Origin of the sequence: Enterococcus sp. DIV2379 (genome assembly GCF_050542965.1) — a bacterium.
Lineage (GTDB): Bacteria > Bacillota > Bacilli > Lactobacillales > Enterococcaceae > Enterococcus_D > Enterococcus_D entomosocium.
This window is the reverse complement of record NZ_CP172938.1, coordinates 1,781,972-1,805,010: the sequence shown is the minus strand read 5'-3', so window position 1 is coordinate 1,805,010 and position 23,039 is coordinate 1,781,972. Positions and strand designations below refer to the sequence as shown.

The window sequence follows — 23,039 nt, the reverse complement described above, 5'->3', positions numbered from 1 at the left end:
GGCATCAACTGACTCAACGTAAAGGAGTAGATACGAATCGAATCTTCAGAAATCCTGCAAGAAGAACAGCAGCTGCAGTTTGCTCATTTTGACAATGACCTCGCATTGCGATTGGTAATTGCCATTGATCAGTACGTTAAAAGGAACTACCCGAAGCCTGTAGGGATCAAAGTTGTTCATCATGGCTTGCCGATCATTCGATTTTTAATGGCAGGGCGAAAAGAAAGCCCTTGGCTTGAAAGAAAAGAACGAACGGTACTAGAAAGCGGGCATAGTTCACTATACGTCTATGCGCAAAAAGATAGAGATATACAATTTGCTAAATGGGCACAAGACGAACATTATGCAGTTTGTGGTGGTGGTTTTCCAATTATCGAAGATAGAGAAGTCACTGGTGCTATCTGTGTGTCAGGTTTGGCCCATTTAGAGGATCATAAAGTGATCACCGAGGTATTGAAACAAATGATCTAAGAAAATAGAAAAGGGGAAGCAAGATGAACTTAGCGATTTTAGGGGCAGGCATGATCGTCCATGATTTTTTGACGGTGGCAGGGGATGTCCCGCAGCTTGAACTGTCCGCTATTTTTGGGACAGAAAATGATTTAGAGAAAATGAATCACTTAAAACAGCAATACGGGATTCAAACCGTCTATACAGAGTTAGGGGCATGTTTGGCGGATCCCTTCGTTGACACCGTGTATGTCGCATTGCCCAATCATTTGCATTATTCCTTTGCCAAAGAAGCGATCCTCGCTGGCAAACACGTCATTTGTGAAAAGCCATTTACGTTGCAGGCACGAGAATTAGTAGAATTAACAGAATTGGCTGCTGCCCATGGGGTGCTTTTGATGGAAGCCATCACGAATCAGTACTTAGCCAACTACCAAGGAATAAAAGCGCAGCTTGAAACATTGGGAGAGCTGAAAGTGATTGAATGCAACTATTCGCAATATTCTTCTCGTTATGATTCATTCAAAGAGGGAACCGTTTTACCTGCATTTAACCCAAAAATGGGTGGTGGGGCATTGATGGATATCAATATCTATAATATTCATTTTGTGGTCGGGCTTTTAGGAAAACCTAAAAGTGTCCGCTATTTTGCTAATGTCGAAGAGGGGATCGATACTTCTGGCATGCTGTTTTTAGACTATGAACAAACAAAAGTCGTTTGTATTGGCGCCAAAGATTCGACAGCGACGATTCGCTCAACGATCCAAGGGACGAAAGGATCGATCATCGTCAACGGGCCGACGAATATGCTTGCCAGCTATGACGTTGAACCGGTCAATGGGGAAAAAATCCATCAGGATCAAAGCGTTCACGGACATCGTATGTTTGAAGAATTTGCCCGTTTTGCACAAGCCATTCACGAAAATGATCATGTCTTTGTCAAGGAACGCCTTGCACATAGCAAGCTGGTGATGGAAGTAGTGGAAAAAGCATTGGCAGATGCCCAGATCGTATTAGGATAATCGCATCAATTTGGAAAGACACCAGCTTCTTAGAGAAGTTGCTGGTGTCTTTGTGTGTTGTCTTATTTTTTCTTCTTTAAACTCAATAAGGTTAGTGGGATACCCAAGGTGAGATAGCCGACAATTGTCATCAAACAGACGACCAGCCAAAAGTTATCTACTGCTAGAAACGCAATCAGGCCATAGGCCACCAGAATCGAGAGAAAATAAAAAAGAAAGAGCTGAAAAAAACGTTTAAAACTCACAGTCATTCATTCTCCTTTGTCGTTAAACTGACAAGAAAAGTATACCATATCAAACGCAATTTTAAGGAATGATTGTGATCATTCGCAGGAGCCGTTAAAGGCGAATTGTTTTGTGGGCTGACCGTGATTCGCTATACTTGAAGGGAAGAGAAAGAGCAGGATTTTTTTAAGAGAAGGAGGAGACAGATGAAAAAGGTGGATGTACTGATTATCGGAGCGGGTCCAGCTGGTACGGCTGCTGCCTACGGGTTAAAAGCCAAAGGAAAGACAGTGGCGATCGTCGAAGCTGATTTATGGGGTGGCACGTGCCCCAATCGCGGGTGCGATCCGAAAAAACTACTGATGCGAGGCGTAGAAGTCAAAACAGAGGCGAAACGTATGCAAGGCAATGGCGTTCAAGGGCAGGTAGCCATTGATTGGCCGGCACTGATGGCGTTTAAACGCTCGTATACTGATCGTGTGCCGGAGTCAACCAAACAAGGGCTACTGGCAGAAGGGATCACTACTTACTACGGACAAGCCGCTTTTCGTGATGTCCATACGGTCATCGTGGGCGCAGAAGAGATTCAAGCAGAAAAAATAATCATTGCGACAGGACAGCGTCCAGCCGTACTGCCAATCGTCGGCAAGGAGCATTTACAAAACAGTACTGATTTTCTTTCCTTTGAAAAGATGCCAGCAACGATTGCTTTCATAGGTGCTGGATATATTACCTTCGAATTGGCGATGATCGCTCAAGCAGCAGGTGCTGAAGTTCATGTGATTCATCATAATGACCAGCCATTAAAAGGATTTGATGCTGCATTGACCGCAGAAATGGTTCGTTCAATGCAGGACCAAGGTGTTTCGTTTCACTTTAACCAGAACACACAGCGAATCATGAAAGAACAAAACCACTATACAATTCAGACACAAGCATTGTCTCTCACCGTAGAAGCAGTGATTGGTGCCACGGGACACAGACCCAATAGCGATCAGCTGCAACTGGAAAAGGCAGGGGTAGAAACGTCAAAACAAGGGATTGTTGTAAATGAGTTTTTGCAGACTAGTCAAACACACATCTACGCAATCGGAGATGTGCTAGCGAAAAAGCAGCCAAAACTGACGCCTGTTGCTAGCTTTGAAGCCGCCTATCTTGTCGAGCATATAGATGACCAGAAAACGCCCATCCGCTATCCACTGATCCCTACACTAGTTTTTGGTGCGGAAAAACTGGCAAGAGTCGGGATCAGTGAGCAAGAGATTGCCGATAATGCCTCAGAATATCATAGTGAGGTGATAGATCTTTCTTCTTGGTATACCTATCGACGAATCAATGATCAAGAGGCAAAAATCAAATTGGTTTATGACACATTTGATACAATCGTTGCTGTCACGATTTTTTCTGCACTGGCGGATGAGTTGATCAACCACTTCGTTTTTGTGTTGGAAAATCAGCTATCGAAAGAAGCACTGGCACAAATGATTTTTGCCTACCCCACACCTGCTAGCGATTTGTCCTATTTTCTATAAATAAACAAACAAGCCTGCGCTAGTTTCCGCTAGCACAGGCTCTAAATTATTATGTCCGTATTGACTATAGTCTGCCAACCTTAAATGAACCTTAAAGTTAGGCTGGGTTTCATTTAAGCAATGTCTTTGTTTTCTAGTAACCCTAGGTTTAGGCTTTTTTTGAAAGCCGACGGACAGCAACAATCAGTAAGATCGATGACAAGAAGAGTCCGACCAAATAGATGATGAAAATAGAATCTGGCTCATAGTGCCGATAATTGAATATTTTTACCATAAAAAAGAGAAACGGGATCGCTGCAATAAGGGTTGAAACGAAACGTTTCCGCCATTGTATGAAAAACGATCCAATCACTAGAAAAAGACAAAACGGGATCCAAAAGACCAAATGTCCGATAAGTTCGATTTTTCACACCTCCTAGCAAGTAAAATCATCATAACGTTTCTTCCTAAAAAGCAAGCGTGAATGAAAAAATAATCTCATTAGGCATGTATGAAATTATGAGTGGAGTCTTCTGAAAAGTTCACAAGAAATCTGAGAATTTCAAAAGGAAATGAAAAAACGGGCGGTTAGGAATGTCCCAATAGTCCGAGACAAGAAAGCACCTCTTGCAGCATTCGTTTTCACTTGAATCCTGCAAGAGGTGCTCTTCCGTAGAAAATCTGGTGCTTTATTCAATTGATATCAAAGAAATGATTAGGAAGGAACGGCAGTCTTTTTTTATGGCAAGATATTCTTACTATACAAAAGGGAAATGATCATACCTATATCCAATAGATCCTTATAATAAAATCCTTTCAGTGGACCAAAGTGTAAGAAAAATCCGAGAATCAGTAATACAAACAGCAGCAGGAAGAGCAGGTTGAAAATGGTCATCAAGCGAAAACTGAAATGCCAATTACTCAAGAAATACTGATATTTGGCTGCTCTGTAAATTTTGTTTTGAATTGGAATTTTCTTGAGTGCAGGGATCGATTCATGATAGGACGTAAATAATTCGTAGTCTTTTTTCGTCAGCACTTCTGAGAAAATGTGCGTCCCCGCTTGAAAGTCGAAATAGCCCCAATGGAATTGTTCTTTATCCTCTGGTGATTCGTGCTTCATCAGCTTTCTTGGCTTGATGGTGAAGGCTTTGATGTTCTCATAGGGGTAACTGAAATAGGTGTTACTTTCTAAATAGTCGATGATGACCAGAAAAAGCATTCGGGTTTCTGTGAAAACCAACAAACGATTGCCGCGGGTATCATGAAAGATGTCACGGTATGCTTTTGCTTTCTCAGTTGTTGCATACGCATAGGCGCCAAGCCCTTGGTTGGCGAAGGCGAGGTTTCCATCTGGCGTCAAAGGCAGATAGCCAAGAATCGTTTCGTCTTTTGCTAAAAGCGTCCGAAGCTCCTCTAATAGATCTTGCAAGAAAACATATTGTTTGGACAGCTCGAAGGTTGTTGCTTTTTCTTGTTCAGTTACTTTTATCAGTGATTTATTTTCATTTAAGACTAACTGTTTAAAATCCATCGATAGTCATCCTTTCTTTTAAGCGTTTGCGGCCACGGGAAAGACGATTGTAGATTGCTGAGACATTTAAGTCCGTCTGCTCTGCGATGGTTTCGGGTGATTCCTGATAAAAATAGTAGAGCAGAAAGATCCTTTGATCAAGGGCTTCAAGGTCTTCAATAAAGCCCAAAAAGTTTTCCTTTGTTAAAGGTGATTCTTCAATAGCTAGTTCCTGCTCATCAACAGGTTTTTCTTCCAATGAGCGCTTGTTCAACTTTCGCTTGTGGTCAATCGCACGACTACGACTGATCAAAAGCAGCCAAGTAATCAAGCGGCTTCTGTCAGGTTGATACGCAGCAATCTTTTGCCAAACCTCGTAAAAAACTTCGTTCGCTACATCTTGGCGCTCGCTCACTTCATGCGGTTGGGAGAGGACACTATGAATCGTCCTCAGCATGCTATCACCATAAACAGCTAACAGTTCTTCTAAGCCGGCATAGTCTTTCTTTTTGATTCGTTCAATGATTTCTTCATCCTGCACCTTTTTCACCCCTTCACACTATATACGAAGAATGTTTGCCTTTTCTATCAGAAAAAGAAAAAAACCTCTGTTAACGAGGTTCATGTTCTTTGGCCAGAAGATCTGTTGCCAAGCGCTGGGCCAAATATTCCCAAAGAATGCCGCCAAAAAAAGCGCCTATCATATAAAGAATGACTGCTTGCAGCTCCAATGGATTATTTGCTAGCCAGAAAGAAAATAGCGAGCCGATGATGAATAGGTAGCTGCCAAAAAGCACTTGCCGCCACGAGCGTTTTTTAACAAACTTGCTAATGAGAAAGGTTGAAAGGATCATCAAGAGAATTTGGATGAATGCCAGCGAAGGCAAAAGTGCAAAGTCAGAAACAACCATTTCCCAAAATTGTTGAATCAAGAAAAAGAAAGCAAAGAGAATGAGCCCGCGTGAGAATATACTAAGCCGCAAGGAAGATATTTTTTTTCGCATTGGTTTACTCCTTGAAAGGTTTTCTTTATTATAGCAAATTTTTAGTTAAACAATGTAAAAAGATGAACGAGAAGGTCTGCAAAAAACTTCTCCTAAGTATGCGCTCTTTTAGTATACTTGAAAGAAACGAGTGGATGGACTCGATACATGAGGAGGATTGCATGCCAATGATTCTTTTTGCACCTGCGGTATTCAACTTGGCTGAAACGACACGGATGATCAAAGTCGCTAAACAAATGCAAGGAAATCACCACTGTGAGTTCTTTGGTTTTTCAAAGACCTTTGCTTCACTTATCATTGAAAGTGGTTTTACGTACCATTTATTGACGCCGACTCTTACAGAAAAACAAGAGGAACAGATCATAAAATTAGATCAACTGCGCTCATTCAAAAATCCCTTCACCAAAGAGATGGTTGCTGCGCGTATTCTGAGCGAAAAAAAACTGGTCGACAAGCTTGCTCCTCAGGTGATTGTAACTGGATCGAATGTCACGATCTTTCTATCTGCTCGCAGCAAACAGATTCCCTTAGTCTACGTAAAACCCTATGCGATGAGTGATCCCTTTTTTCGATCAGATAGCGCGTTTATCCCTTCTAGTTTGCGTTTCTTCGGACCGTTAAGGAAACCACTTTGGTATTGGACAAGAAAACAATTGGTAAAATCCCGCTGGATGCCCCGAGCATTCAAACACGCTGCCCAAACAGAAAAACTTTCTATGCCTGAAACGAGCTTACGAATGATGGACGCTGATTTAAATCTCATCACCACTCCTGAACGCTTTATAACAAAAGAGCTGCTGCCAGATAATTATCGAATCGTGGGGCCGATTTTTGCCAAGATGGGGGCGTCCTTGCCAGAAGAAGTGTTGACTTTTATTGAACAAAAGCGGCGGGAAAGAAAACGAATCGTTTATTTTGCAATGGGCAGTTCGGGGAATCCGCGCATGGTGCGAAAAATCTTAGCTTTCTTACAAAACCGTCCGGAACTAGCGATCATTGCTCCGGTTACGCATCTACTCAAGGGGAAACACAACGTCTCAGAGAATTTGTTCCTGACCGAATATCTGCCAAGTCATCTATTGCATGAGCATATCGATTTTTCTTTTATCCATGGTGGGGAAGGGACTGTTCAAACAGCTTGTGCCTCTGGGAAGCCGTTTATCGGAATCGGGATGCACTATGAGCAAAGCTGCAATATTCAGTACTGCGTGGCGTATGGCAATGCAATTGCACTGACAAAACCAGTAACTGAGAAAAATCTGGAAACTGCTCTGACAGAGGTTGGAGATCTGAAGATTTGCCAACAAGCCTGCCAGCTAAAGAATCATTTCCCGACAAATGGTCCTCAGAAGGCGATGCAGGAGATTGAGCACTTTTTAGAAATAAACAATAGTGATTATCATTGAGATAATCACTATTGTTTAATAGAGATCTAATAGCATCAGCAAACCTGGGACCCACGTAGTGAAGATACCGCAAGCGATCGCAAAATAATGAATCTTACGACCAAAGTTTACCTTCACGATCGTATCCAAAAAGCCGCAAAACCATAATGCTCCCCATGTTAACCAAATCAGTGCAAAAAGGGGATCTTGCTCCCATTGCCAAGAGACCCAGGCAAAAGGCAAGGTATTGATGGCTACGAATAGCGCAAAAATTCCATAAATCCGTAGATCCAAACCAAAGAGATAAATAATTCCTACTAGTAAATACGTGAAGGCAAAGAGAAAGCCTGTGCCTGCTTCATAATAAGCACCTTGGAGCATATAGATTAGATTGATAATGAAAGATAACGAACCTGTAAAAAGATTAATTAAAGCAAGTGAACGATAGTCAATGTGAAGTAAACTTCCCCAGCCGTTGATTATCAAAGTAATTCCTACAAAAAATAAGCCGATCCCTAACATAAAATCCTCCTTTACTTAAATTTAGAATAACAAATTCCAAGAAAAAATAATACCTTTATTTATTTTTATGTCAATAAAAAGGAAAATAATTTTCAAATTTACTATTTTTTGCTGTTAAATTTGATAAAATCAATAACAAAGAGCGCTGCTTGCCGATGTTTTTCTCGTTAAGGGGAAAATTCCAGCGTTTAAAAGGAACTTTAACTCGTTGGAAGAATGGGAAAAGAGAGAGGAACAATAGATTTTCAGTGTATTAATTGGACAAAAAGCTGACGAGGCAGTAGCTTATCGGTTTTTACGAATTTGCAGCAGTGAAGACTGTTTTGCGGAAAGGAGGAATTATGCCGAGAAAAGATCGAATCTTACTTTTTATTGACGAATATATGCAAGCTCAAGGTTGCGCACCTACCATACGAGAAATCTGTGCCAATGAAGAGATAAAAACAACTTCTTTGGTTTATCGTCATTTATTGCGTCTTGAAAAAAGAGGCCTGATTTACCGAGCTTATCGCTTTAAGTCACGTTCGGTTCGTTTTACAGACGAAGGGAAGGCCTATGTCAAAGCGTTGCGACAAGCACAAGCCAACGAAGAATAAATAAAACCAAAATAAAAAAGCCTAAGGCTTTTTTATTTTGGTGCACGGTAGCCGGCAGCTTCCGCTTCAGCGATCGTTTTGAACCATTCTTTCGGGTTGGTAGTATCCTCGTAGTATTTAGATCCGGGCAAATGATAGATGCCGCTTCTTGATCCTTTGATCAAACCGTTTCCTTGTTGATCGACATATTCTTTCTGTTTTTCCTCTGTTTCACTGCTTTGAGAAGTGGCTGTTGTCGTGTTGTTTTCACTACTTGTAACATTCTCCGGCTGCGTCATATCTTCGTTGGAAATCTCGCTGCTACCATCCGCATAGTTGATTGTGACACCATCTTGGATGTTGAAGATATAATAGTTGAATTGGATCGTATCCTCGCCAATAGATTGGGCTTGCATCTGTACCCCACGGGCAACCAGCTCGTCATCGCGATAGATCGGGGTGACGGAATATCGGACATAATGATTTTTATCTTGCTTGAGATAATAGTTGATATCCATTTCTAAACGCAACATCTCGGGATTGTTCAACTGACTTGTCCCTGTGATCAGATTCTTCCAGTTTGCATTTTCGCCAGCTAAAGCAAAGCCAATCAAGTGGGTTCGATTATATAAATATTTCCCATTGGGGAGCTGTTTATTACGCCAACCTTTCGGTTTCACACTGGAAATATCGCCACGCTTTTCCGTGGGCATCAAGGATTGATTCAACATTGCTTCAGCAGAGGTCGCACGATTGAGGTGATCGAGGTCGCCGTATGCTTCCCAGGCGCCATTTTCAAGGGAAAGATCATCTTCTGAAAACTCAGGAATGTTCTGATTGACTTCAATCGTTTGGGTGCCTTGGTAAGTTAACTGTGCCAGCTCATCTGCACGAATATCCTTAGCAGAAGTGACTGCCACTTCTGATGATGGTGTTTTGTGATTTGGGAATAGATCATTACTGTGTAGGAAACTAAATCCGACTGCTGCGAGTGCGAGAAGCGCAGTGACCGATCCGATAAATGTTTTTTTCTTTGCCATCTTTTTTTGCCTCTCTTTTCATTGATGTATAGTTAGCATAAACGGGGAGTAAAAAAACTGCAACCCATTCATCATACCATTTGCATGGAGCGTTTTACAGAACTTTCAGGTTTCTTTTGCTTTTTGATCTCAAATGTTCTTAACCCACTTTCTTTACCAAGGGAACATGCCTGAATGGTTTTTTTTATTTGTAAGTCAAATTTTTCATGTTTTAAAAAAACTATGTGATATAATGAATAAAGTTGTTGCTATTTCCCTTTGATGCTTGTTTTAATAACAGGCATCTCCAGCTGCGGAACGAAATTTCAGCTGTATAGCACGCAACCTTCAAACGAAAGAAATCTGGACAATTTTCTGAACGATTTCCTTTCTTTCTTTGAGCAAAATTACAGGAGAAGGAGTGTATCCCATGAACCAGCAAGAAACCATCTTACATTATTTAAATCAGAAAGACTCTGAAAAATTAAAAGAACTCGTATCAGGAATGGAAGAGCTGCCGCTGTTACAATTGTTCAGCAATTTATCCGCGGATGAAAAAGTGATCGTTTTCCGACTATTACCGAAAGATAAAGCACTTATCCTGTTTGAAGATTTGACACCAGCTACACAACAACACTTATTACGCTCTTTCACCGATGAACGGGCAACCGAGTTTGTGAACGAAATGGCACCAGATGTCCGGGTAAGACTCTTGGATGAGTTGCCAGCGACCGTAACACAAAAACTTTTACAATCAATGGCACCGGATGAACGTGCTGCAACAAACCTCTTATTAGGGTATGAGGCTGAGACTGCTGGACGTTTGATGACACCGGAATTCATCACATTGAAGAAAGATATGACGGTCAATCAAGCGTTAGAAAAAGTGCGAATGCAAGCCAAAGAAAAAGAAACGATTTATACGCTTTATGTTACTGATCAAACGAAAACATTAGAAGGTGTTTTGTCACTGAAAGATCTCTTAATGGCGCAAGGGGATCAACTCATCAGTGAAATCATGTCCCAAAAAGTTATTTATGTTACCACGGACACGGACCAGGAAGAAGCGGCACGTTTGCTAAATGAACTAGATATCATTGCGCTACCAGTCGTAGACAAGGAATCGCGAATCGTTGGGATCATCACTGTCGATGACGCCATCGATGTCATCGAGCAAGAAACGACAGAAGACATGTTTAATGCCGCTGGTTTAGTCGATGTTGCTTCTAATGAAGCAGACCGTAGTAACGTTCTGATCAACGGCAACCTTTGGCAAATTTGGAAAGTCCGATTGCCGTTCCTAGTGATCACTTTGGTTGCCGGTCTTTTAGCTGGGGTAGTCATTGATGAATTTGAACAAACATTGGAATCGGTGGCAGCCGTTGCGATTTTTATCCCTTTGATCATGGATATGGGTGGAAACGTTGGTACACAGTCCTCAACTGTTTTTGTTCGCGGGATGTCATTAGGGCATATTGATCTTTCGACCTTCACTCGCCATTTCTTTAAAGAAGTTTGGATCGGCTTAAGTCTAGGATTGATCGTAGGGGTCATCTCTGGGGCTGCTGCATCACTTTGGCAAGGAATCCCGATGTTAGGTGTGGCTGTTGGTATTTCGTTAGTTTTTGCCATGACCTTAGCCGCAGCACTTGGCTTCTTAGTCCCGTTTGTACTGATTAAACTAAACATCGACCAAGCAGCCGGTTCGGCACCGATCATCACATCGATCAAAGATATCGCCGGCTTGTTTATCTACTTCGTTTCAGTAAATGTTCTTTTGGGTCATTTGCTTTAGCATACTGTCCGTTCCGGTGGTATAATAAAGCGACATCACATGATGAGCACAACATAGAAAGGGGAAATGCCTTATGACAAATCAAATGAAGCAACATCAACTCGGAGGTTTCTCTTTTTAAGTGCGGCCTCCTAACTAACTGGAGGGAAATCATGGAAAAACAAGGAATTGTGGTCTTTCAGGCCAAAGATATTGCAAAAGTCTGCTTGACCACAGGAGAAGAATGTTTAGCAACGGTTTCAGGAAAATTTCGCCAACAGGCACTAGCGCCAAAGGATTATCCGATCGTTGGTGATTTTGTACAAGGACAGGTGTACGATCAAGATCATTTCTTGATTGATGCTTTGCTGCCACGAAAAAGTTTTTTACAACGAAAAGTAGCTGGAAATCGCACGGACGAGCAAGGCATTGCGGCGAACATCGACACAGTTTTTATTGCAACTAGTGCCAATGAAGAATTCAATTTGGCTCGGTTAGAGCGCTTTGTAACGATCGCTTGGGACAGTGGGGCTAATCCGGTGATTCTCTTGACCAAAGCCGATCAAGTTACTGCTGATAAAAAAGCAGAGCTGCTGCAAGCATTAAACGATGCATTTGGTGTGAAAACATTTGCTACGTCCATTTTTGAACCAAACGAATTGCTGATGGAAACGTATTTTTCTGACGGACAGATCAGCGCATTTATCGGTTCATCTGGGGTCGGAAAGTCCAGCTTATTAAATCAGCTTATGGCGCAAGACGTACAAAAAACCAATGACATAAGAGAGGATAGTCGAGGACGACATACGACGACGAGTCGCCAGTTGTTCACTCTGTCCTCTGGCGCAATGATCATCGATACTCCTGGTATGCGGGAAGTTGGCATCAGTACCGTCCGGTCAGCTTCGATCGACCAATCTTTTGAAGCGATCAGCCAGTATGCTGAAGGTTGTTTCTTCAGAGACTGTCGTCATGAAACAGAACCGAAATGTGCGGTCAAAGCAGCTATTGCTGCCGGTGAACTTTCAGAAGAAGCTTTCGCCCGCTATCGTAAAATGGAAAAAGAACTGGCGTATTTGAAGCGAAAAGAACAGATCAAAGAATTGAAAAAGTAAAAGTTAGCACTCCTTTCTTTAAGAGGAGTGCTTTTTTGTACGTGTTAAGAGAGTCTTGTTGAGTAAAGAAGAGGGACGTAGACAATGTCCTTGTGTTTTCACGAAAAGGCGGCCAATTCCACAGGGCACTACATGCTAAGTGGTTGAACTAAGCTAAGAACGCCTGTCTGGTTGCAAGCTACCGTCAAGAAAGGCAGTATAAAAAAACACAGTGGGGTGTTTTCCCACTGTGTTTTGAGCAATGATTTGCCCCTGCCAAGGTATTTCAAGTATAAAGCGTTGATTCTTAAATAGCAACTCGAAAAAAATCGCCTCATTCAGCAGAGCGTAAAATTTTTGCCATGGCTTTTCCTTTCGCCAGTTCATCGATCAGTTTATCTAGATAACGAATTTCTTGAACCATTGGCTCTTCGATCTCTTCTACCCGAATGCCGCAAATGACACCAGTGATCTGCTTTCGTGCGGGATTGAGCTGAGGGGCTTGACTAAAAAAACGTTCAAAAGAAAGCTCTTCATTCATCTGTTGCAGCGTTTCTTGGTCATAACCGGTCAGCCAGGTAATAATCTGATCTACTTCTTCTTTTGTTCGATTTTTCCGCTCTGCTTTGGCAATATATAGGGGATAGACTTTCGCGAAACTCATTTGGGTGATCTTTTGATTTTTCATGATATACTCCTTTAGTCTTTACACAAAGTATACTTTATTTTCTTCGTTTTGCCGAGATTTTCGACACTTGCTGTGTGTCAAAAATAGGCGAGGGGACTAAAGAATGATCTTTTCTTCTTGTTCACGAAACCCTAGAACTTTTTGACGTGACTCGCCATCCCAATAGAGTAAGTCCAAATTCTTATGCAGCATTAGCTGTGTATATAATTCTTTCAGCGTCAGAGCGGGTTTTTTTGGTTCAAAAAATAAAATCAATTGGTTATGGCTATCTTGGGCGATCGTCGTAAAAGGAATCAAGTTTTCTTTGTACATTAAATAAATTCCTTGGTAATCTGCTGCACTCGACGACGTTGTCAGTGCTGTCAAGAGGTCTCTTGCTCTCATAATGAACCCGCCTTTACTGTTTTTTGTCGATAGGCATCGATATCCAACATGATTTTTGTTTTGCCGTACACCGTATACTTTTGCACCACGAATTGACGGCGCTTATTCCAATAGCCGCCCACGGTTAGAAACATGCCGTCATCAACATCCCCTAAAAAATTCAAACTGTGTTTCGCAATCAAACAGTTGGTGGTACCTAGTGTAAAGCGGACCAAAGGGGAGGGGGCAAAGGAGACGATTCTTATTTTTGAGACAGATCCTTTTTGTGTTTCCATCATTTCTTCCTCCTTTAGTTTAAGTAGTGTAAACAGTTGTATTATTCGCTGAGATCAAACCATTTTCTTTCTTCGTAGAAAGCAACGTGACGAATCTCATCATAATGGATTTTTTCCGTTGTTTCTCCCGTCAAATAAATACCTAATGGGTCATAACCGCTGATTTTCCCGATAATATCTGGAGGATAGCCGCCTTCTTCATTAACTTCTTCTCGTTGGATCGCCACAGTTAGGTTCTTTTTCATGGCTTCAAATAAACACTGATTGATTTCTTCCGTTGTGAGTGACGGCTTAGGTGGACAATCAAACTTACGTGTCGGTTCCTCTTCAATTTCAGTTGTATGCTCAGATAAAAAGAATCCTTGCCACTTTAGCTTTTTTCGATCTTCATATGGTTGTAGCATACCCATAGCAATCACCTCTTATCTATATAATACAAACATACGTTCTCTTTTGTAAAGCGAACAGATTTTTAAATTTCTGATTCTTCTATGAAACATCTAAAAAGGGCATCAAACAAGGGGCTAGTGGTGGGTATCGTTTTTTTGCACTATATCTGTTATAATTTATCCTGAAGCGACGATGAACGATTTGGAAAATAGCTGGCGAAAAAGGAGAATAGTATGTCTGGATTAATCGTGGTCCTGCTTACGATCTACTTTGCAAGTAGGAAAGATAAAGAACAGTGGCTTTTTGATCGCAAACGATTGACTATTCTGGCGCTTATGTTTGTGATCGTCGGCATAAGTTTGGGCTTAAATGACAAAATAATGAAGGATCCTCTGAACCAAAATATTAGAAGTGATTTACTGTTTAATTATTCGTTTCCCTTATTGATATGTATGCTAGGTTTATTTATCAAAGAAATACCACGGTGGGGACGGATCGTGACTTTGTCATTTGGCTTTATGATTTTCGGGTATTTAGCTTTGCACTATTTGATAGGGTTTCATAACCCGTATTGGGAAAATCTACAGCTAAGTCCATTGTATTGGCTGCCAAGTGACTAGCCATACGAAAGTATCACCAATGGAAACGCAAAAAAAGCACTCAATAAAGGGAGTGCTTTTTTTCGGCTAAATAACTGCAGCAAGGTGTTTCTTTTCCCCAAAAAATAGGTTAGACCTAAGTAACGAGGGGATCATATAAGGAGAAGTCATGACTGTTTAAATCAAAACGATTGATTCTTGACTAAACCGTGTCTTTTGATCATTGCCAAAGTAAAATATGCGATGAGCGTTCCTGCAATACCAAAAAGTAAATCGATTCGATCAGGGGTGTTCATAAAGCCGAAGACAGTCTCACTCAATAGATTGGCAATGAGCAAAAGCAGGGTCAATAGCGTGACGGCTTTAAATGGCGCACCTACAAGAAGCCAAAAGTACCCCAGTAAGCCAATAATCAAACTAATCGAAAAATTGGAGATATGAAGATAAAAGTCAGCATACCTCGAAGTAAAGAAAGAAATGTCCAAGTACTTTGATAAATAGAGGAAAAGGGCTGTGAACACAAAAAGCAAGTAGAGGAGTGACGCCCATAGTTTTGGTAAAAAGGCTAGCTTTCATTGCTTATTCGTTTTCATTTTTATTCTCCTTTTAGAATTGTCAGCTTATACGGATGGAATTGCTTTTATCGGGTGTTAATTACACAAATGGAAAAAACAAGCTGCAAACTAGGCAAATCAGTAGTCTGCAACTCATTAATGGTAAAATGAGTTGAGGTGATAAAATGACAATAATAAACAATCAGCGATTATGGTTAGGTATAGGGATAGAAATTATTTTGCTCATATCATTCAGCATGATTATGTATTTCATCCTGACGAGTGGCAATTTGAAGCAAAACCCGTTCAGCAGTCGACGAAAAGGAAAAATAAGCTTGTGGATAGCTGCTGGTTTGATTTTACTTGCCATGGTTCTAGTATTCCAAGGAATGATCAACGGCGCTTTATTCAGACTTTTTTAGCAAAATATGGACGTTTATGGCGACCTATGAACATTACAATTATATTAAATAACGAAATACCCTAAGTTATCTACATGATTTTAGGGTTCTTTTTTATCGGATCATGTAATAGATATTTGTTGGCATTTGCAACGTCTAAGCACTTGTGTCAGAATTTTGAAACGGATTGGCTATATGAATAAAGTTCTAGGTAAAAGCTCAAAGATTTTCAAAATGATTATAGCATGCAATCAAACCGATTGGTTCGTGAATCAAGGCTGATAGCTTGAATCTGTATTTGCTGAGATAAAAAAGACGAATCCGCAAGTAACTTGCTACAAGACAGTTAACAATGAAAAATCTGTTGATCAGTAAATCCAAAAAGAATCTGAAGAAACTTGTAAAATAAGAAATTCTTAGCTTTAGTTGAATTTTAGGTGAATTAGTGACATTTTACTGATAAAAGTCATTCGGAGGGAGGTAAAATGATGCAAAATTGACTTGAACTGTCTAAAATATCACGAACTCTTTTTCGAATATAACTTTGTATAATATATATTATGTAAACTAAAATAAAAAATTTTTTGAATACCGTATTTAGCTAGTAATTGTGCGACTCTCCTCTCTCTTATTCATGATTATTTCCTTCAAATTAACCTAAATAGCAGCATAATCCAAAAAAACGGTTATTTAAGCGATAGTTTAAGATTTTTGTTTATTTTACGACTGACAAGAAAATCAATTGACAAATTATATCTGTACTTTGTCTGTATTTGATCTTGTTGATCCTTTAATCTTTGAATTCAAACATTGCTTGCAACTGCTAGCCAATCTCAATGAATCACTCAGCGCTTAATGAATCGCTGTTCACGATTTTATCAGTAGTGATTCGTACATAACCCAGCCAAATTTGTGCTAACTAAATAGCCTAATGGGAATCTTGATCACAGGCAAACCAGCAACGATAAACAAGAAAAGTTGAGTTGCGTTCAGTTTTCACCTAAACGGATCCAATTCCCATAGCGAGTCCTAATCAAGGGATCACAGTCATCTAAGTACAATTTTCTTTTTGTTGCTGCTAATAAAGCAATGACAGCTACGGAAAGTTTCAAACTATGTAATACAGGATCGCCGAAAAGACAATGATCAAAACGACCAAAACAATGATTAGTTGATTTAAACGTCGAATAAGCAGGTTTTTCTTATTTTTTTCAAATTCTTTTCCTTCATTTCGATAATATTCTCTATCTTTTGTTCCCACGAGCGCCAACTCCTTTTCCCTGATTTTATCACTATCCTGAAAACAATGGGTGCAATCAAGGTGTTTTGTACAATAAATGGCAGTATTTTGTTAGAGCTTACCATCGTATACGTATAGAGACTAAATAAGACGACTGACGAGTTCCAAGTGATTCATAACCGCAGCTTTCCGAATAACGCCCATACCTGGAAACGACCTTTGCTGATAGGCAGCAATTAATAGCTGCAGCCCAGCTGTTTGTGTAGGATACTCTTCTTCATGCTGTAACAAAGCTTCCATGACTTCGAAAAACTTTTCTTTCTGATTTGGTAATTCTTCCTCAGAAAATAAGTGAACGATTCGCAAATCTTGCTCAGTTGTCGGATAGATCCAATGCAAAACCAACCGCTTTGAGGGATAACTGTGCTCATAATAAATTTTGCTATCGACAGAAAAATCACTAAACCCAGCATAACCCAATTTTTGATAAAGATGATGGGTTTTTGAAAACCCTTCGTCCGGACATTCTGTATAAAAACTATTTTTAGGTAAACGGGTAAACGGATCTTCCATCAGTAGTTTCGGTCCGTTGATTTTATTTAACAAACGAAACTCTTTGCCTACCAGCACCGGCAGTGTATTTTCCCGCCAATCACTAGCGAGTGCTTGGTCCGCTTGATGAACGATCCAAAGATCAGGCGTTTCTTCCACTGTTTCAATGGGTCGATCTACGATCATTGCTTTAGGGGTAGCAACATTTTGCAACTCTGCTAACCCCTCTGCAGTCAGAAAAGCCCCAGCCTGTGGATTGCGAACAAGATAAAAAGGATGCTGCTTCCTTTGAAACAGGTCAATGGTCGTCCAAAACGTTTTTGATTGCTTGACCGGTTCAATGATCGGCTGGATCGCTTCTGACAAGCGATCTTGTTCCAACAGTGCTTTCAACGCCAATAAATCAAATTGTTTTCCACGAATATACGGGAAGTACATCTTCTTCTCTCCTTCTTACTCGCCTGATAAAAAACGTTTTTCCAGCGCTTCATAGGCTGCTCTCGTAGCGGCCAATTCTTCTTTCAAGGCTTCGATCGCTTGCAGCTGAGTATCTTCAATAAATCGATCATAGTAATTGACTCCACCACCGAACAAGTCATACTCAGGCTGGCGTTTCTTCAGTTCTTGGTACAAACGTTCTGTTGAAAATACCCGCAATCCTCGAGCAGTCTGTTTTGCTTTGCCGACTTCTCTCGCTTGTGCCGAAATCAACCGAAACAATAAGCCATTTTCTGGAACCTGCAGCTCTTGCCGTTGGGGTTTCTTTTCGACACTGAAATACCCTTTGCTGCCCGTTTCTTTTTCAAGAAATGCATGATAGACCAAAACACCAATTGTAGGTGCAATCTGATCTTTGACTTTTTCATACAATGACTTGGGTAAGACAAAATAATTATAATTCCCAATAAAGGATAGTTTTGCTTTTGAGCGAAAATCTGCCAAACTAACTTTGAGTTCGTAGCAACGCCATTCAAATGTATTTTCAGTCGTCAAGCGACAACTCAAAGTATCCACGATGCCGTGATCATCTGGCATGACTACCTCTTCTACCACAATATCACTGTTTTCACGACAATAATAATAAAGTGCCTCTTCCATTTCTAAAGTTAAGGATGTCTTCACAAATTCACGACCTTTATCTTGTTTCACCTATTATAAAACATATGTTCGCATTTTAAAAGAGGGAAATAAAAGCAACCTATCATCCCCTCACTCATTCGGGCATCCGTTACCGAGAATCTCTTCAACCGTCCTCTTTGTACCGCGGAATCGTAACAAAAAAAGCAGCAAGAGCACACCAAGTTGCGTGATTAATAGACCTTTAAAGGGAAATTCAAAAGTAAAGCCTGCGGGAAGATGAAAGAAATGAAAAATATCCTGCAGTGCTTTTTGACTAAGCCACAAACCGCTGACAAGCCCTATCAAACCAATAACAATGCTTTGAATGCCTACAAAGAAAAGCTCTTCTAAGGTGACCACCAACGGAGACTGTCCTAACAACAACCGAATACTCAGGGATTGCTGCTCCTCCCCCATCAAATGAAAACGATACATGTGATTGCAGTGCCATAAAAAGGTGGCGATCAAGCCTATAGCTAGAATGCTAAGTACGAAGCGCAGCAATTGCAAAAAGAAAAGCCAACTGGCATATGTGAGATCCATCTGATTCTCACTGCTATTTGTTTCATATTGTAGCCATTGATGAAAAAACACTAGCCAATGCTCTGCAAAGATGGCGATGATCAGTAGAAGAATCGCCAATACACCACTCATCAGCAATCTGCGCCTACGAAGAGCCGCGTGCCAGCCGAATTGGCAAGGATAGTAGAAGTACCGCCATTTGTTCATGATATCTCTCCTTTTGGCGTCTATTTTACAGAACTATCCAAATTTAGAAAAATATCATCTTGTTTACATAATATAATTATGATCAAAAAAAGAGTGCGGCATGCAGTCCACACTCTTTTCCCTTTAGCTATCGACGTTTACAGATACCTTGTCAGTAGCTGCAACAAACGCTGCGGAAATTCTGTTAGATTGGAAAGATCAATAAAGCGTTCTTCCCCATAAATCGCTTTGATCACCTCTTTGTCTTGCCCAATAGCAGCTGCAAGAAACAGCACCCCTTGTCGTTCATAGTCAGCGATCACCTGCTGAATATCTTCTTTGGCTTTTCCCCCTGTATAATCAGGAAGAGCTTTTGGCTGGCCATCACTGATATTCAAGAGTAATTTAGTGGTTGCCGGCTGATGAGCGAGCTTTTCAGCTAGCACGCGCAAGACAGCTCCATCACGGTTATTTTGCCGAGGCTTCATTGTCATGAGTTTCTCTGGCACAAATTCAAAGCCTTCATTAAATTCTTTGTATGCAAAAAGCGAGGTTTTTTCACGAGCGGTCACGTCTGCTGTATCGCCATAGATCATCAATGGCAAAGATAAACGTTCGGCAAAAGCATTCACCGCTAAGACCGCCTGTTGCGCATACAATATCCGATCTTCTCGAATCATCGAACCCGATTCATCGATGCGCAAAGCAAGAGCTAAGGAAGGCTGTTCATGAGGTGGATTCTTCTTGTCAAAGGTCCGGAAATCTTGATACGCAACCTTGCTGGCATCAAAGCGTGTGCCGCTGTACTTACCTTTACTGTATGCCGAAGCTTGTTCATTTTCCAATACTTCTTGGGTTTGCTTGATCAATGACTCTACGATCGGCAGCAACGGCTGCAAACGCTGTTGGGCTTCAGTCGCTTTTTCTAAATCGACGGGTGGTCGATGAACGATCAGCCCTTCTTTGGCATGGATTGATTCTTTCAATGCTTGTCGTGCTGTCTTTGATGCCGTGGTTTTCTTTTCTTTCTCCTGGGTTTCATACGCTTCGATCGACAAAGAATGAGCAGCAGGAGCTGCCTCTTGTGCCTCACTCCCAGCTTTTGCTTGGCCATCATGACTATTGCGTTCCAGTTCTTCTGAAAACGTCGCCTCAGTTGCTGCGCTTTTCGCTTCTTGTTTGTCAGAATCACTGGTTTCCATCGTTTCCGCCTCAGTTTCTTGATTGGGCGTCTCAAGGACTTGTTCATTTTTTAGGACGGGCGTACCTTCTTCCACTACATTGCGCTGGTCCGCCTCTTCGCTGCTGATTCGACGCCCTTTGATTTGTTGTTTAAAAGCATTTAGTGGTTGTCCAGAAAACAAAAGTCGCAGTTGCGCCAATAACCCTGAAGCTTCTAGTGCCTGTTGTAACAGAGAAAGCTCATTTGGATCGGTGGTGATTTTGTATAGCACTTTGCTATCAATTGCAGTAAAAGGATCTTGTCCTTGTTTGACTGCATTTAGCCAATAAAAATAGGAACGCATGCCCGCCACCCCTTTGATGGCATTGGCTTTGGCGGTCACGTCTAGCAAGCGTATGATCTCAGCCATTTTCTCCGCAGTCGTTTTGTCTGGATAATTGGTTTTGGCAATGCCTCGCTGCACCATGACTGCCAGCTCAGGTAAATCCATTTTTTCAGCATGCTGCATCCGGTCTCGCAAGGATTCGTTCAAGGGGCGGTTGCCTTGGTAATTCCGATTCGTTGTGATGATCACCACACAGTCAGGGTGTCGTCGGACGAAGCCAGTCGGGATATTCAGCATTCCATTTTGTTCAAGGGCCGAGTTTAGTGCCACTAGTACCGAAGCATCACGAATGACCGTTGGCTCTTGAATCTCAAGCAAGTAGCCTTTTTCCAGCGCCCGTACGATTTCGGAGGGATAAAATTTGTATTGAATCGTAGGTTGTTGATCACTGGTTTCGATTCGTTCGATCAGTTCTGCAAATTTCGCCCGTGCCCGCTCACGAGTCAGGGAAAAATGCCGCTGGATCAACCCCAAAACATCTTCAAAACAATCACTTTGATAAATCGCATCCAGCAAGTCCTTGTCCTCTTCTTGGTCGGTGTTGATCACTGGTAATAAAGCACCAAACACATCTGACTTATCCATATCCGCAAAGCAGGTGATTTTGGTGTAGGGCAGTTGCAGGTCGGCAGAAAGTGCCTTTGCCAACTGGGTCTTGCCGGAACCAGCATCGCCTTCCAACAACACATTGAAGATCTTCATTTCTGGATCCGTCCAGTTCAACGCGATCTCTGAAGCGATTCGCAGTTCTTCGGCACTGGTCTGATGACTTTGTGGTTTCTTCCAAATCATTGTTTGTTCTAATTTGCTAAAAGCGCGTCCTTTCGTTACGACAAAAGACGGTTGAATTTGTGTCATGGTAATCTGCTCCTTTTCTTAATAACCTAGCTCATCCAAAAGCCGTTTTAGGATTTTGAAGCGTTCACCATAAAGTTCGCCATCTTTTTGCAAGGAATCATAAAAAAGTAGAATGTCTTCATCGATCTTAGGATTTTCGGTGTCTACTTCAACGGTCATACGATTTCCTTGTAAGCCAATAATCTCGATCAACGGATTTTCAGGATCGTAAAACTTTTCATGGCGATAAGCCTCTTGAAAATACAAACTGGATTGCGCCACTAAGATTGCTAGATCTAAGATTCTAGTGAGCGGTAGTTCTTCTGACTGACGAGACCATTTTTCACCTGTGTGGCGCCAAACCTTGCCTGAGATATCGACTTTTCCCCGGTCGTTCCATTGTGCCAATCCGAGGGAAAGGCCTTTTGCATCCGTATGTAACGCATTTTTTCCGTCAACAGTATCATAGTCTTCCACTTTAATGACGGGCTTATGTTTCAAGTTTTCTGGTATTTTCATTGTTCTCACTCCTTGTTTAGTAAATTACTAATTTACTAGATAGAGTAAGTATAATGAGGAAGCTAGTTTGGGACAAGCAAAAGGTCTTTTCTAGTAGCTAGGGACAGATGTCTATAGAAAAAGCACTTGATAAGAAGTATCTAAAAACAAACGCTCTTAAAAAGTGCTTTTTTAAGACGCATTACTTCACTAGCTCAATTGATTGAAAAAAAGGCGCAATTCTTGCTTTCTCTGACTTGCAAGTTGGGCTTTGGGAATGCCTTGGATCGCCCCTTCAATACCATAGAGCATATGGAGGCAAGCGCCCGCATCACATTGTTGGCGGATCGTCACAAAAATGGCTTCGGCCGTTTTTGTGCGCAATTGTTCAGGGGTACTGATGCCGATACGAACCAGGTGATCCGCTAAAACTTGGCCTACATTTGGTAACTTTTGCAGTTCATTCATAGGTTTCTCCTTTTTGATTGTTGTCATCCTGCCCGTCTTCCTCTTGACGAATCAACGCATAGAGTTTCATATCTAACAGCTGATGGTTTTTCTCCGCATGCTTTCGCAAAACGCCTTCTAATGTAAAACCTGCCTTTTCCAACACACGACAAGAGGAATGATTCTTCGCAAAAGATTCAGCAGAAATACGAACGATAGTTGAAGTAGTAAATATATAGTCACATAGTTGTTGAACGGCTTGTGTCATCAAACCTTTTCCCCAGTACTCTTGTGCAATAGAGTAGCCAATCTCAGCCGTTCTATAATGGATATTTTCTTTGCGAACAGCACGGATACTGCCGACTGCTCGGTCATCCACAGTGATTGCAAAGGCAAATTCTGCTTCTTCCACAGATCGAATATAGGCTTGTGCATCTGCGACCGTATACGGGAATGGCAACCCCTCCCGTAAATAATCGTGGATGGATTGATTATTTAACGCATGGGCTAAATCTTGCGCATCGCTCATTTGCCACCTTCTTAAGGAACACTTCATAGCAATTCCTCCTTTGCCAGTCCTTCATTTTGATCCTATTGTACGAGTTTGTGTGATTTTTTACAAGCGAATCTCAAAAAAGCAGAAAAAAGAACCAGCTAGACGAACGTCTAACTGATTCTTACATAC

General features: G+C 41.3%; 28 protein-coding genes. 8 read left to right on the top strand and 20 right to left on the bottom strand.

Annotated elements, in window-relative coordinates; translation table 11 throughout:
- Positions 1–30 precede the first annotated feature (30 nt).
- Both IGI92_RS08375 and IGI92_RS08370 read left to right on the top strand, forming a co-directional pair.
- A complete protein-coding gene (locus tag IGI92_RS08375) occupies positions 31–471 on the top strand; it encodes a heme-binding protein (protein WP_308810356.1) in 441 nt (146 codons plus the stop codon).
- Between the two features lie 23 nt (positions 472–494).
- Positions 495–1,472 (top strand): Gfo/Idh/MocA family protein, encoded by a 978-nt coding sequence (locus IGI92_RS08370; RefSeq protein ID WP_005235909.1) that lies wholly within the window; start codon positions 495–497, stop codon positions 1,470–1,472.
- 62 nt (positions 1,473–1,534) lie between these two features.
- On the opposite strand, the gene IGI92_RS08365 is transcribed toward IGI92_RS08370, so the two are convergent.
- Complete coding sequence (locus IGI92_RS08365; protein WP_005226063.1) at positions 1,535–1,723, bottom strand: hypothetical protein; 189 nt, start codon at positions 1,721–1,723, stop codon at positions 1,535–1,537.
- Between the two features lie 180 nt (positions 1,724–1,903).
- On the opposite strand from IGI92_RS08365, the gene IGI92_RS08360 reads away from it, so the two are divergent.
- Positions 1,904–3,229 carry a dihydrolipoyl dehydrogenase family protein gene (locus IGI92_RS08360; RefSeq protein WP_301389456.1) on the top strand — a complete coding sequence of 442 codons (1,326 nt, stop codon included), beginning with the start codon at positions 1,904–1,906 and terminating at the stop codon, positions 3,227–3,229.
- Between the two features lie 242 nt (positions 3,230–3,471).
- Here IGI92_RS08360 and IGI92_RS08355 read toward each other — a convergent pair whose 3' ends face one another.
- The 4 genes from IGI92_RS08355 to IGI92_RS08340 form a co-directional block, all read right to left on the bottom strand.
- Positions 3,472–3,639: a hypothetical protein gene (locus IGI92_RS08355; RefSeq protein ID WP_005235914.1), complete on the bottom strand. Its 168-nt coding sequence runs from the start codon at positions 3,637–3,639 to the stop codon at positions 3,472–3,474.
- A 308-nt stretch (positions 3,640–3,947) separates the two neighbouring features.
- Positions 3,948–4,742: a hypothetical protein gene (locus tag IGI92_RS08350; protein ID WP_005235915.1), complete on the bottom strand. Its 795-nt coding sequence runs from the start codon at positions 4,740–4,742 to the stop codon at positions 3,948–3,950.
- Positions 4,732–5,271 carry a sigma-70 family RNA polymerase sigma factor gene (locus tag IGI92_RS08345; RefSeq protein ID WP_005235917.1) on the bottom strand — a complete coding sequence of 180 codons (540 nt, stop codon included), beginning with the start codon at positions 5,269–5,271 and terminating at the stop codon, positions 4,732–4,734. Before IGI92_RS08345 ends, IGI92_RS08350 begins: the two co-directional genes overlap by 11 nt.
- 61 nt (positions 5,272–5,332) lie before the next feature.
- Entirely contained in the window at positions 5,333–5,725 is a 393-nt protein-coding gene (locus IGI92_RS08340) for a hypothetical protein (RefSeq protein WP_005235919.1), read from the bottom strand.
- Between the two features lie 161 nt (positions 5,726–5,886).
- Here IGI92_RS08340 and IGI92_RS08335 point away from each other — a divergent pair, with 161 nt between their 5' ends.
- Positions 5,887–7,131 (top strand): glycosyltransferase, encoded by a 1,245-nt coding sequence (locus IGI92_RS08335; RefSeq protein WP_301389455.1) that lies wholly within the window; start codon positions 5,887–5,889, stop codon positions 7,129–7,131.
- A 15-nt stretch (positions 7,132–7,146) separates the two neighbouring features.
- On the opposite strand, the gene IGI92_RS08330 is transcribed toward IGI92_RS08335, so the two are convergent.
- Positions 7,147–7,632 (bottom strand): AmiS/UreI family transporter, encoded by a 486-nt coding sequence (locus IGI92_RS08330; RefSeq protein WP_005235922.1) that lies wholly within the window; start codon positions 7,630–7,632, stop codon positions 7,147–7,149.
- A gap of 341 nt (positions 7,633–7,973) precedes the next feature.
- On the opposite strand from IGI92_RS08330, the gene IGI92_RS08325 reads away from it, so the two are divergent.
- Positions 7,974–8,228, top strand: a complete 255-nt coding sequence (locus IGI92_RS08325; protein WP_301388642.1) for a LexA family protein — start codon at positions 7,974–7,976, stop codon at positions 8,226–8,228.
- 32 nt (positions 8,229–8,260) lie between these two features.
- Here the strand turns inward: IGI92_RS08325 and IGI92_RS08320 are convergent, their stop codons facing one another.
- Entirely contained in the window at positions 8,261–9,247 is a 987-nt protein-coding gene (locus IGI92_RS08320) for a DNA/RNA non-specific endonuclease (RefSeq protein WP_301388644.1), read from the bottom strand.
- Positions 9,248–9,656: 409 nt separating this feature from the next.
- On the opposite strand from IGI92_RS08320, the gene mgtE reads away from it, so the two are divergent.
- Together mgtE and rsgA are read left to right on the top strand one after the other, a co-directional pair.
- On the top strand, positions 9,657–11,021 hold the full coding sequence (gene mgtE / locus IGI92_RS08315) for a magnesium transporter (protein WP_430608467.1): 1,365 nt from the start codon (positions 9,657–9,659) through the stop codon (positions 11,019–11,021).
- 152 nt (positions 11,022–11,173) lie between these two features.
- The gene (rsgA, locus tag IGI92_RS08310) at positions 11,174–12,115 is read left to right on the top strand and encodes a ribosome small subunit-dependent GTPase A (protein ID WP_430608466.1); all 942 of its coding nucleotides are present in this window, start codon (positions 11,174–11,176) and stop codon (positions 12,113–12,115) included.
- 313 nt (positions 12,116–12,428) lie between these two features.
- Here the strand turns inward: rsgA and IGI92_RS08305 are convergent, their stop codons facing one another.
- The 4 genes from IGI92_RS08305 to IGI92_RS08290 form a co-directional block, all read right to left on the bottom strand.
- Positions 12,429–12,782, bottom strand: a complete 354-nt coding sequence (locus IGI92_RS08305; protein WP_008379942.1) for a DUF2200 domain-containing protein — start codon at positions 12,780–12,782, stop codon at positions 12,429–12,431.
- Positions 12,783–12,878: 96 nt separating this feature from the next.
- Positions 12,879–13,166 (bottom strand): hypothetical protein, encoded by a 288-nt coding sequence (locus IGI92_RS08300; protein WP_008379940.1) that lies wholly within the window; start codon positions 13,164–13,166, stop codon positions 12,879–12,881.
- A complete protein-coding gene (locus IGI92_RS08295) occupies positions 13,163–13,441 on the bottom strand; it encodes a hypothetical protein (RefSeq protein WP_016611786.1) in 279 nt (92 codons plus the stop codon). Before IGI92_RS08295 ends, IGI92_RS08300 begins: the two co-directional genes overlap by 4 nt.
- A gap of 41 nt (positions 13,442–13,482) precedes the next feature.
- The gene (locus IGI92_RS08290; RefSeq protein WP_008379938.1) at positions 13,483–13,851 is read right to left on the bottom strand and encodes a hypothetical protein; all 369 of its coding nucleotides are present in this window, start codon (positions 13,849–13,851) and stop codon (positions 13,483–13,485) included.
- A 213-nt stretch (positions 13,852–14,064) separates the two neighbouring features.
- On the opposite strand from IGI92_RS08290, the gene IGI92_RS08285 reads away from it, so the two are divergent.
- Positions 14,065–14,451: a hypothetical protein gene (locus IGI92_RS08285; RefSeq protein WP_301388649.1), complete on the top strand. Its 387-nt coding sequence runs from the start codon at positions 14,065–14,067 to the stop codon at positions 14,449–14,451.
- 161 nt (positions 14,452–14,612) lie between these two features.
- Here the strand turns inward: IGI92_RS08285 and IGI92_RS08280 are convergent, their stop codons facing one another.
- From IGI92_RS08280 to IGI92_RS08240, 9 genes are all read right to left on the bottom strand, one after another.
- Positions 14,613–14,960, bottom strand: coding sequence for a hypothetical protein (locus IGI92_RS08280; RefSeq protein WP_301388650.1), 348 nt, complete (start codon positions 14,958–14,960; stop codon positions 14,613–14,615).
- A 1,533-nt stretch (positions 14,961–16,493) separates the two neighbouring features.
- Positions 16,494–16,646, bottom strand: a complete 153-nt coding sequence (locus IGI92_RS08275; RefSeq protein ID WP_008379912.1) for a hypothetical protein — start codon at positions 16,644–16,646, stop codon at positions 16,494–16,496.
- A 120-nt stretch (positions 16,647–16,766) separates the two neighbouring features.
- Positions 16,767–17,615: a sce7725 family protein gene (locus tag IGI92_RS08270; protein WP_005235936.1), complete on the bottom strand. Its 849-nt coding sequence runs from the start codon at positions 17,613–17,615 to the stop codon at positions 16,767–16,769.
- Positions 17,616–17,630: 15 nt separating this feature from the next.
- Positions 17,631–18,299, bottom strand: a complete 669-nt coding sequence (locus IGI92_RS08265) for a hypothetical protein (RefSeq protein WP_008379910.1) — start codon at positions 18,297–18,299, stop codon at positions 17,631–17,633.
- A gap of 87 nt (positions 18,300–18,386) precedes the next feature.
- Positions 18,387–19,025: a hypothetical protein gene (locus IGI92_RS08260; protein ID WP_042890746.1), complete on the bottom strand. Its 639-nt coding sequence runs from the start codon at positions 19,023–19,025 to the stop codon at positions 18,387–18,389.
- A 137-nt stretch (positions 19,026–19,162) separates the two neighbouring features.
- Entirely contained in the window at positions 19,163–21,430 is a 2,268-nt protein-coding gene (locus IGI92_RS08255) for an AAA family ATPase (protein ID WP_061054175.1), read from the bottom strand.
- A gap of 18 nt (positions 21,431–21,448) precedes the next feature.
- A complete protein-coding gene (locus tag IGI92_RS08250) occupies positions 21,449–21,928 on the bottom strand; it encodes a DUF6530 family protein (protein ID WP_005235941.1) in 480 nt (159 codons plus the stop codon).
- Positions 21,929–22,117: 189 nt separating this feature from the next.
- Entirely contained in the window at positions 22,118–22,375 is a 258-nt protein-coding gene (locus IGI92_RS08245) for a TfoX/Sxy family DNA transformation protein (RefSeq protein ID WP_005235943.1), read from the bottom strand.
- Complete coding sequence (locus tag IGI92_RS08240; RefSeq protein ID WP_008379907.1) at positions 22,368–22,910, bottom strand: GNAT family N-acetyltransferase; 543 nt, start codon at positions 22,908–22,910, stop codon at positions 22,368–22,370. Before IGI92_RS08240 ends, IGI92_RS08245 begins: the two co-directional genes overlap by 8 nt.
- Positions 22,911–23,039 lie beyond the last annotated feature (129 nt).

Coding starts and splice junctions, on each gene's coding strand:
- IGI92_RS08260 (WP_042890746.1), bottom strand. CDS start 19,025: ATGAACAAATGGCGGTACTTCTACTATCCTTGCCAATTCGGCTGGCAC.
- IGI92_RS08335 (WP_301389455.1), top strand. CDS start 5,887: ATGCCAATGATTCTTTTTGCACCTGCGGTATTCAACTTGGCTGAAACG.
- IGI92_RS08330 (WP_005235922.1), bottom strand. CDS start 7,632: ATGTTAGGGATCGGCTTATTTTTTGTAGGAATTACTTTGATAATCAAC.
- IGI92_RS08340 (WP_005235919.1), bottom strand. CDS start 5,725: ATGCGAAAAAAAATATCTTCCTTGCGGCTTAGTATATTCTCACGCGGG.
- IGI92_RS08325 (WP_301388642.1), top strand. CDS start 7,974: ATGCCGAGAAAAGATCGAATCTTACTTTTTATTGACGAATATATGCAA.
- IGI92_RS08305 (WP_008379942.1), bottom strand. CDS start 12,782: ATGAAAAATCAAAAGATCACCCAAATGAGTTTCGCGAAAGTCTATCCC.
- IGI92_RS08285 (WP_301388649.1), top strand. CDS start 14,065: ATGTCTGGATTAATCGTGGTCCTGCTTACGATCTACTTTGCAAGTAGG.
- IGI92_RS08370 (WP_005235909.1), top strand. CDS start 495: ATGAACTTAGCGATTTTAGGGGCAGGCATGATCGTCCATGATTTTTTG.
- IGI92_RS08360 (WP_301389456.1), top strand. CDS start 1,904: ATGAAAAAGGTGGATGTACTGATTATCGGAGCGGGTCCAGCTGGTACG.
- mgtE (WP_430608467.1), top strand. CDS start 9,657: ATGAACCAGCAAGAAACCATCTTACATTATTTAAATCAGAAAGACTCT.
- rsgA (WP_430608466.1), top strand. CDS start 11,174: ATGGAAAAACAAGGAATTGTGGTCTTTCAGGCCAAAGATATTGCAAAA.
- IGI92_RS08245 (WP_005235943.1), bottom strand. CDS start 22,375: ATGAATGAACTGCAAAAGTTACCAAATGTAGGCCAAGTTTTAGCGGAT.
- IGI92_RS08320 (WP_301388644.1), bottom strand. CDS start 9,247: ATGGCAAAGAAAAAAACATTTATCGGATCGGTCACTGCGCTTCTCGCA.
- IGI92_RS08270 (WP_005235936.1), bottom strand. CDS start 17,615: ATGTACTTCCCGTATATTCGTGGAAAACAATTTGATTTATTGGCGTTG.
- IGI92_RS08250 (WP_005235941.1), bottom strand. CDS start 21,928: ATGAAAATACCAGAAAACTTGAAACATAAGCCCGTCATTAAAGTGGAA.
- IGI92_RS08290 (WP_008379938.1), bottom strand. CDS start 13,851: ATGGGTATGCTACAACCATATGAAGATCGAAAAAAGCTAAAGTGGCAA.
- IGI92_RS08240 (WP_008379907.1), bottom strand. CDS start 22,910: ATGAAGTGTTCCTTAAGAAGGTGGCAAATGAGCGATGCGCAAGATTTA.
- IGI92_RS08365 (WP_005226063.1), bottom strand. CDS start 1,723: ATGACTGTGAGTTTTAAACGTTTTTTTCAGCTCTTTCTTTTTTATTTT.
- IGI92_RS08350 (WP_005235915.1), bottom strand. CDS start 4,742: ATGGATTTTAAACAGTTAGTCTTAAATGAAAATAAATCACTGATAAAA.
- IGI92_RS08255 (WP_061054175.1), bottom strand. CDS start 21,430: ATGACACAAATTCAACCGTCTTTTGTCGTAACGAAAGGACGCGCTTTT.
- IGI92_RS08295 (WP_016611786.1), bottom strand. CDS start 13,441: ATGGAAACACAAAAAGGATCTGTCTCAAAAATAAGAATCGTCTCCTTT.
- IGI92_RS08300 (WP_008379940.1), bottom strand. CDS start 13,166: ATGAGAGCAAGAGACCTCTTGACAGCACTGACAACGTCGTCGAGTGCA.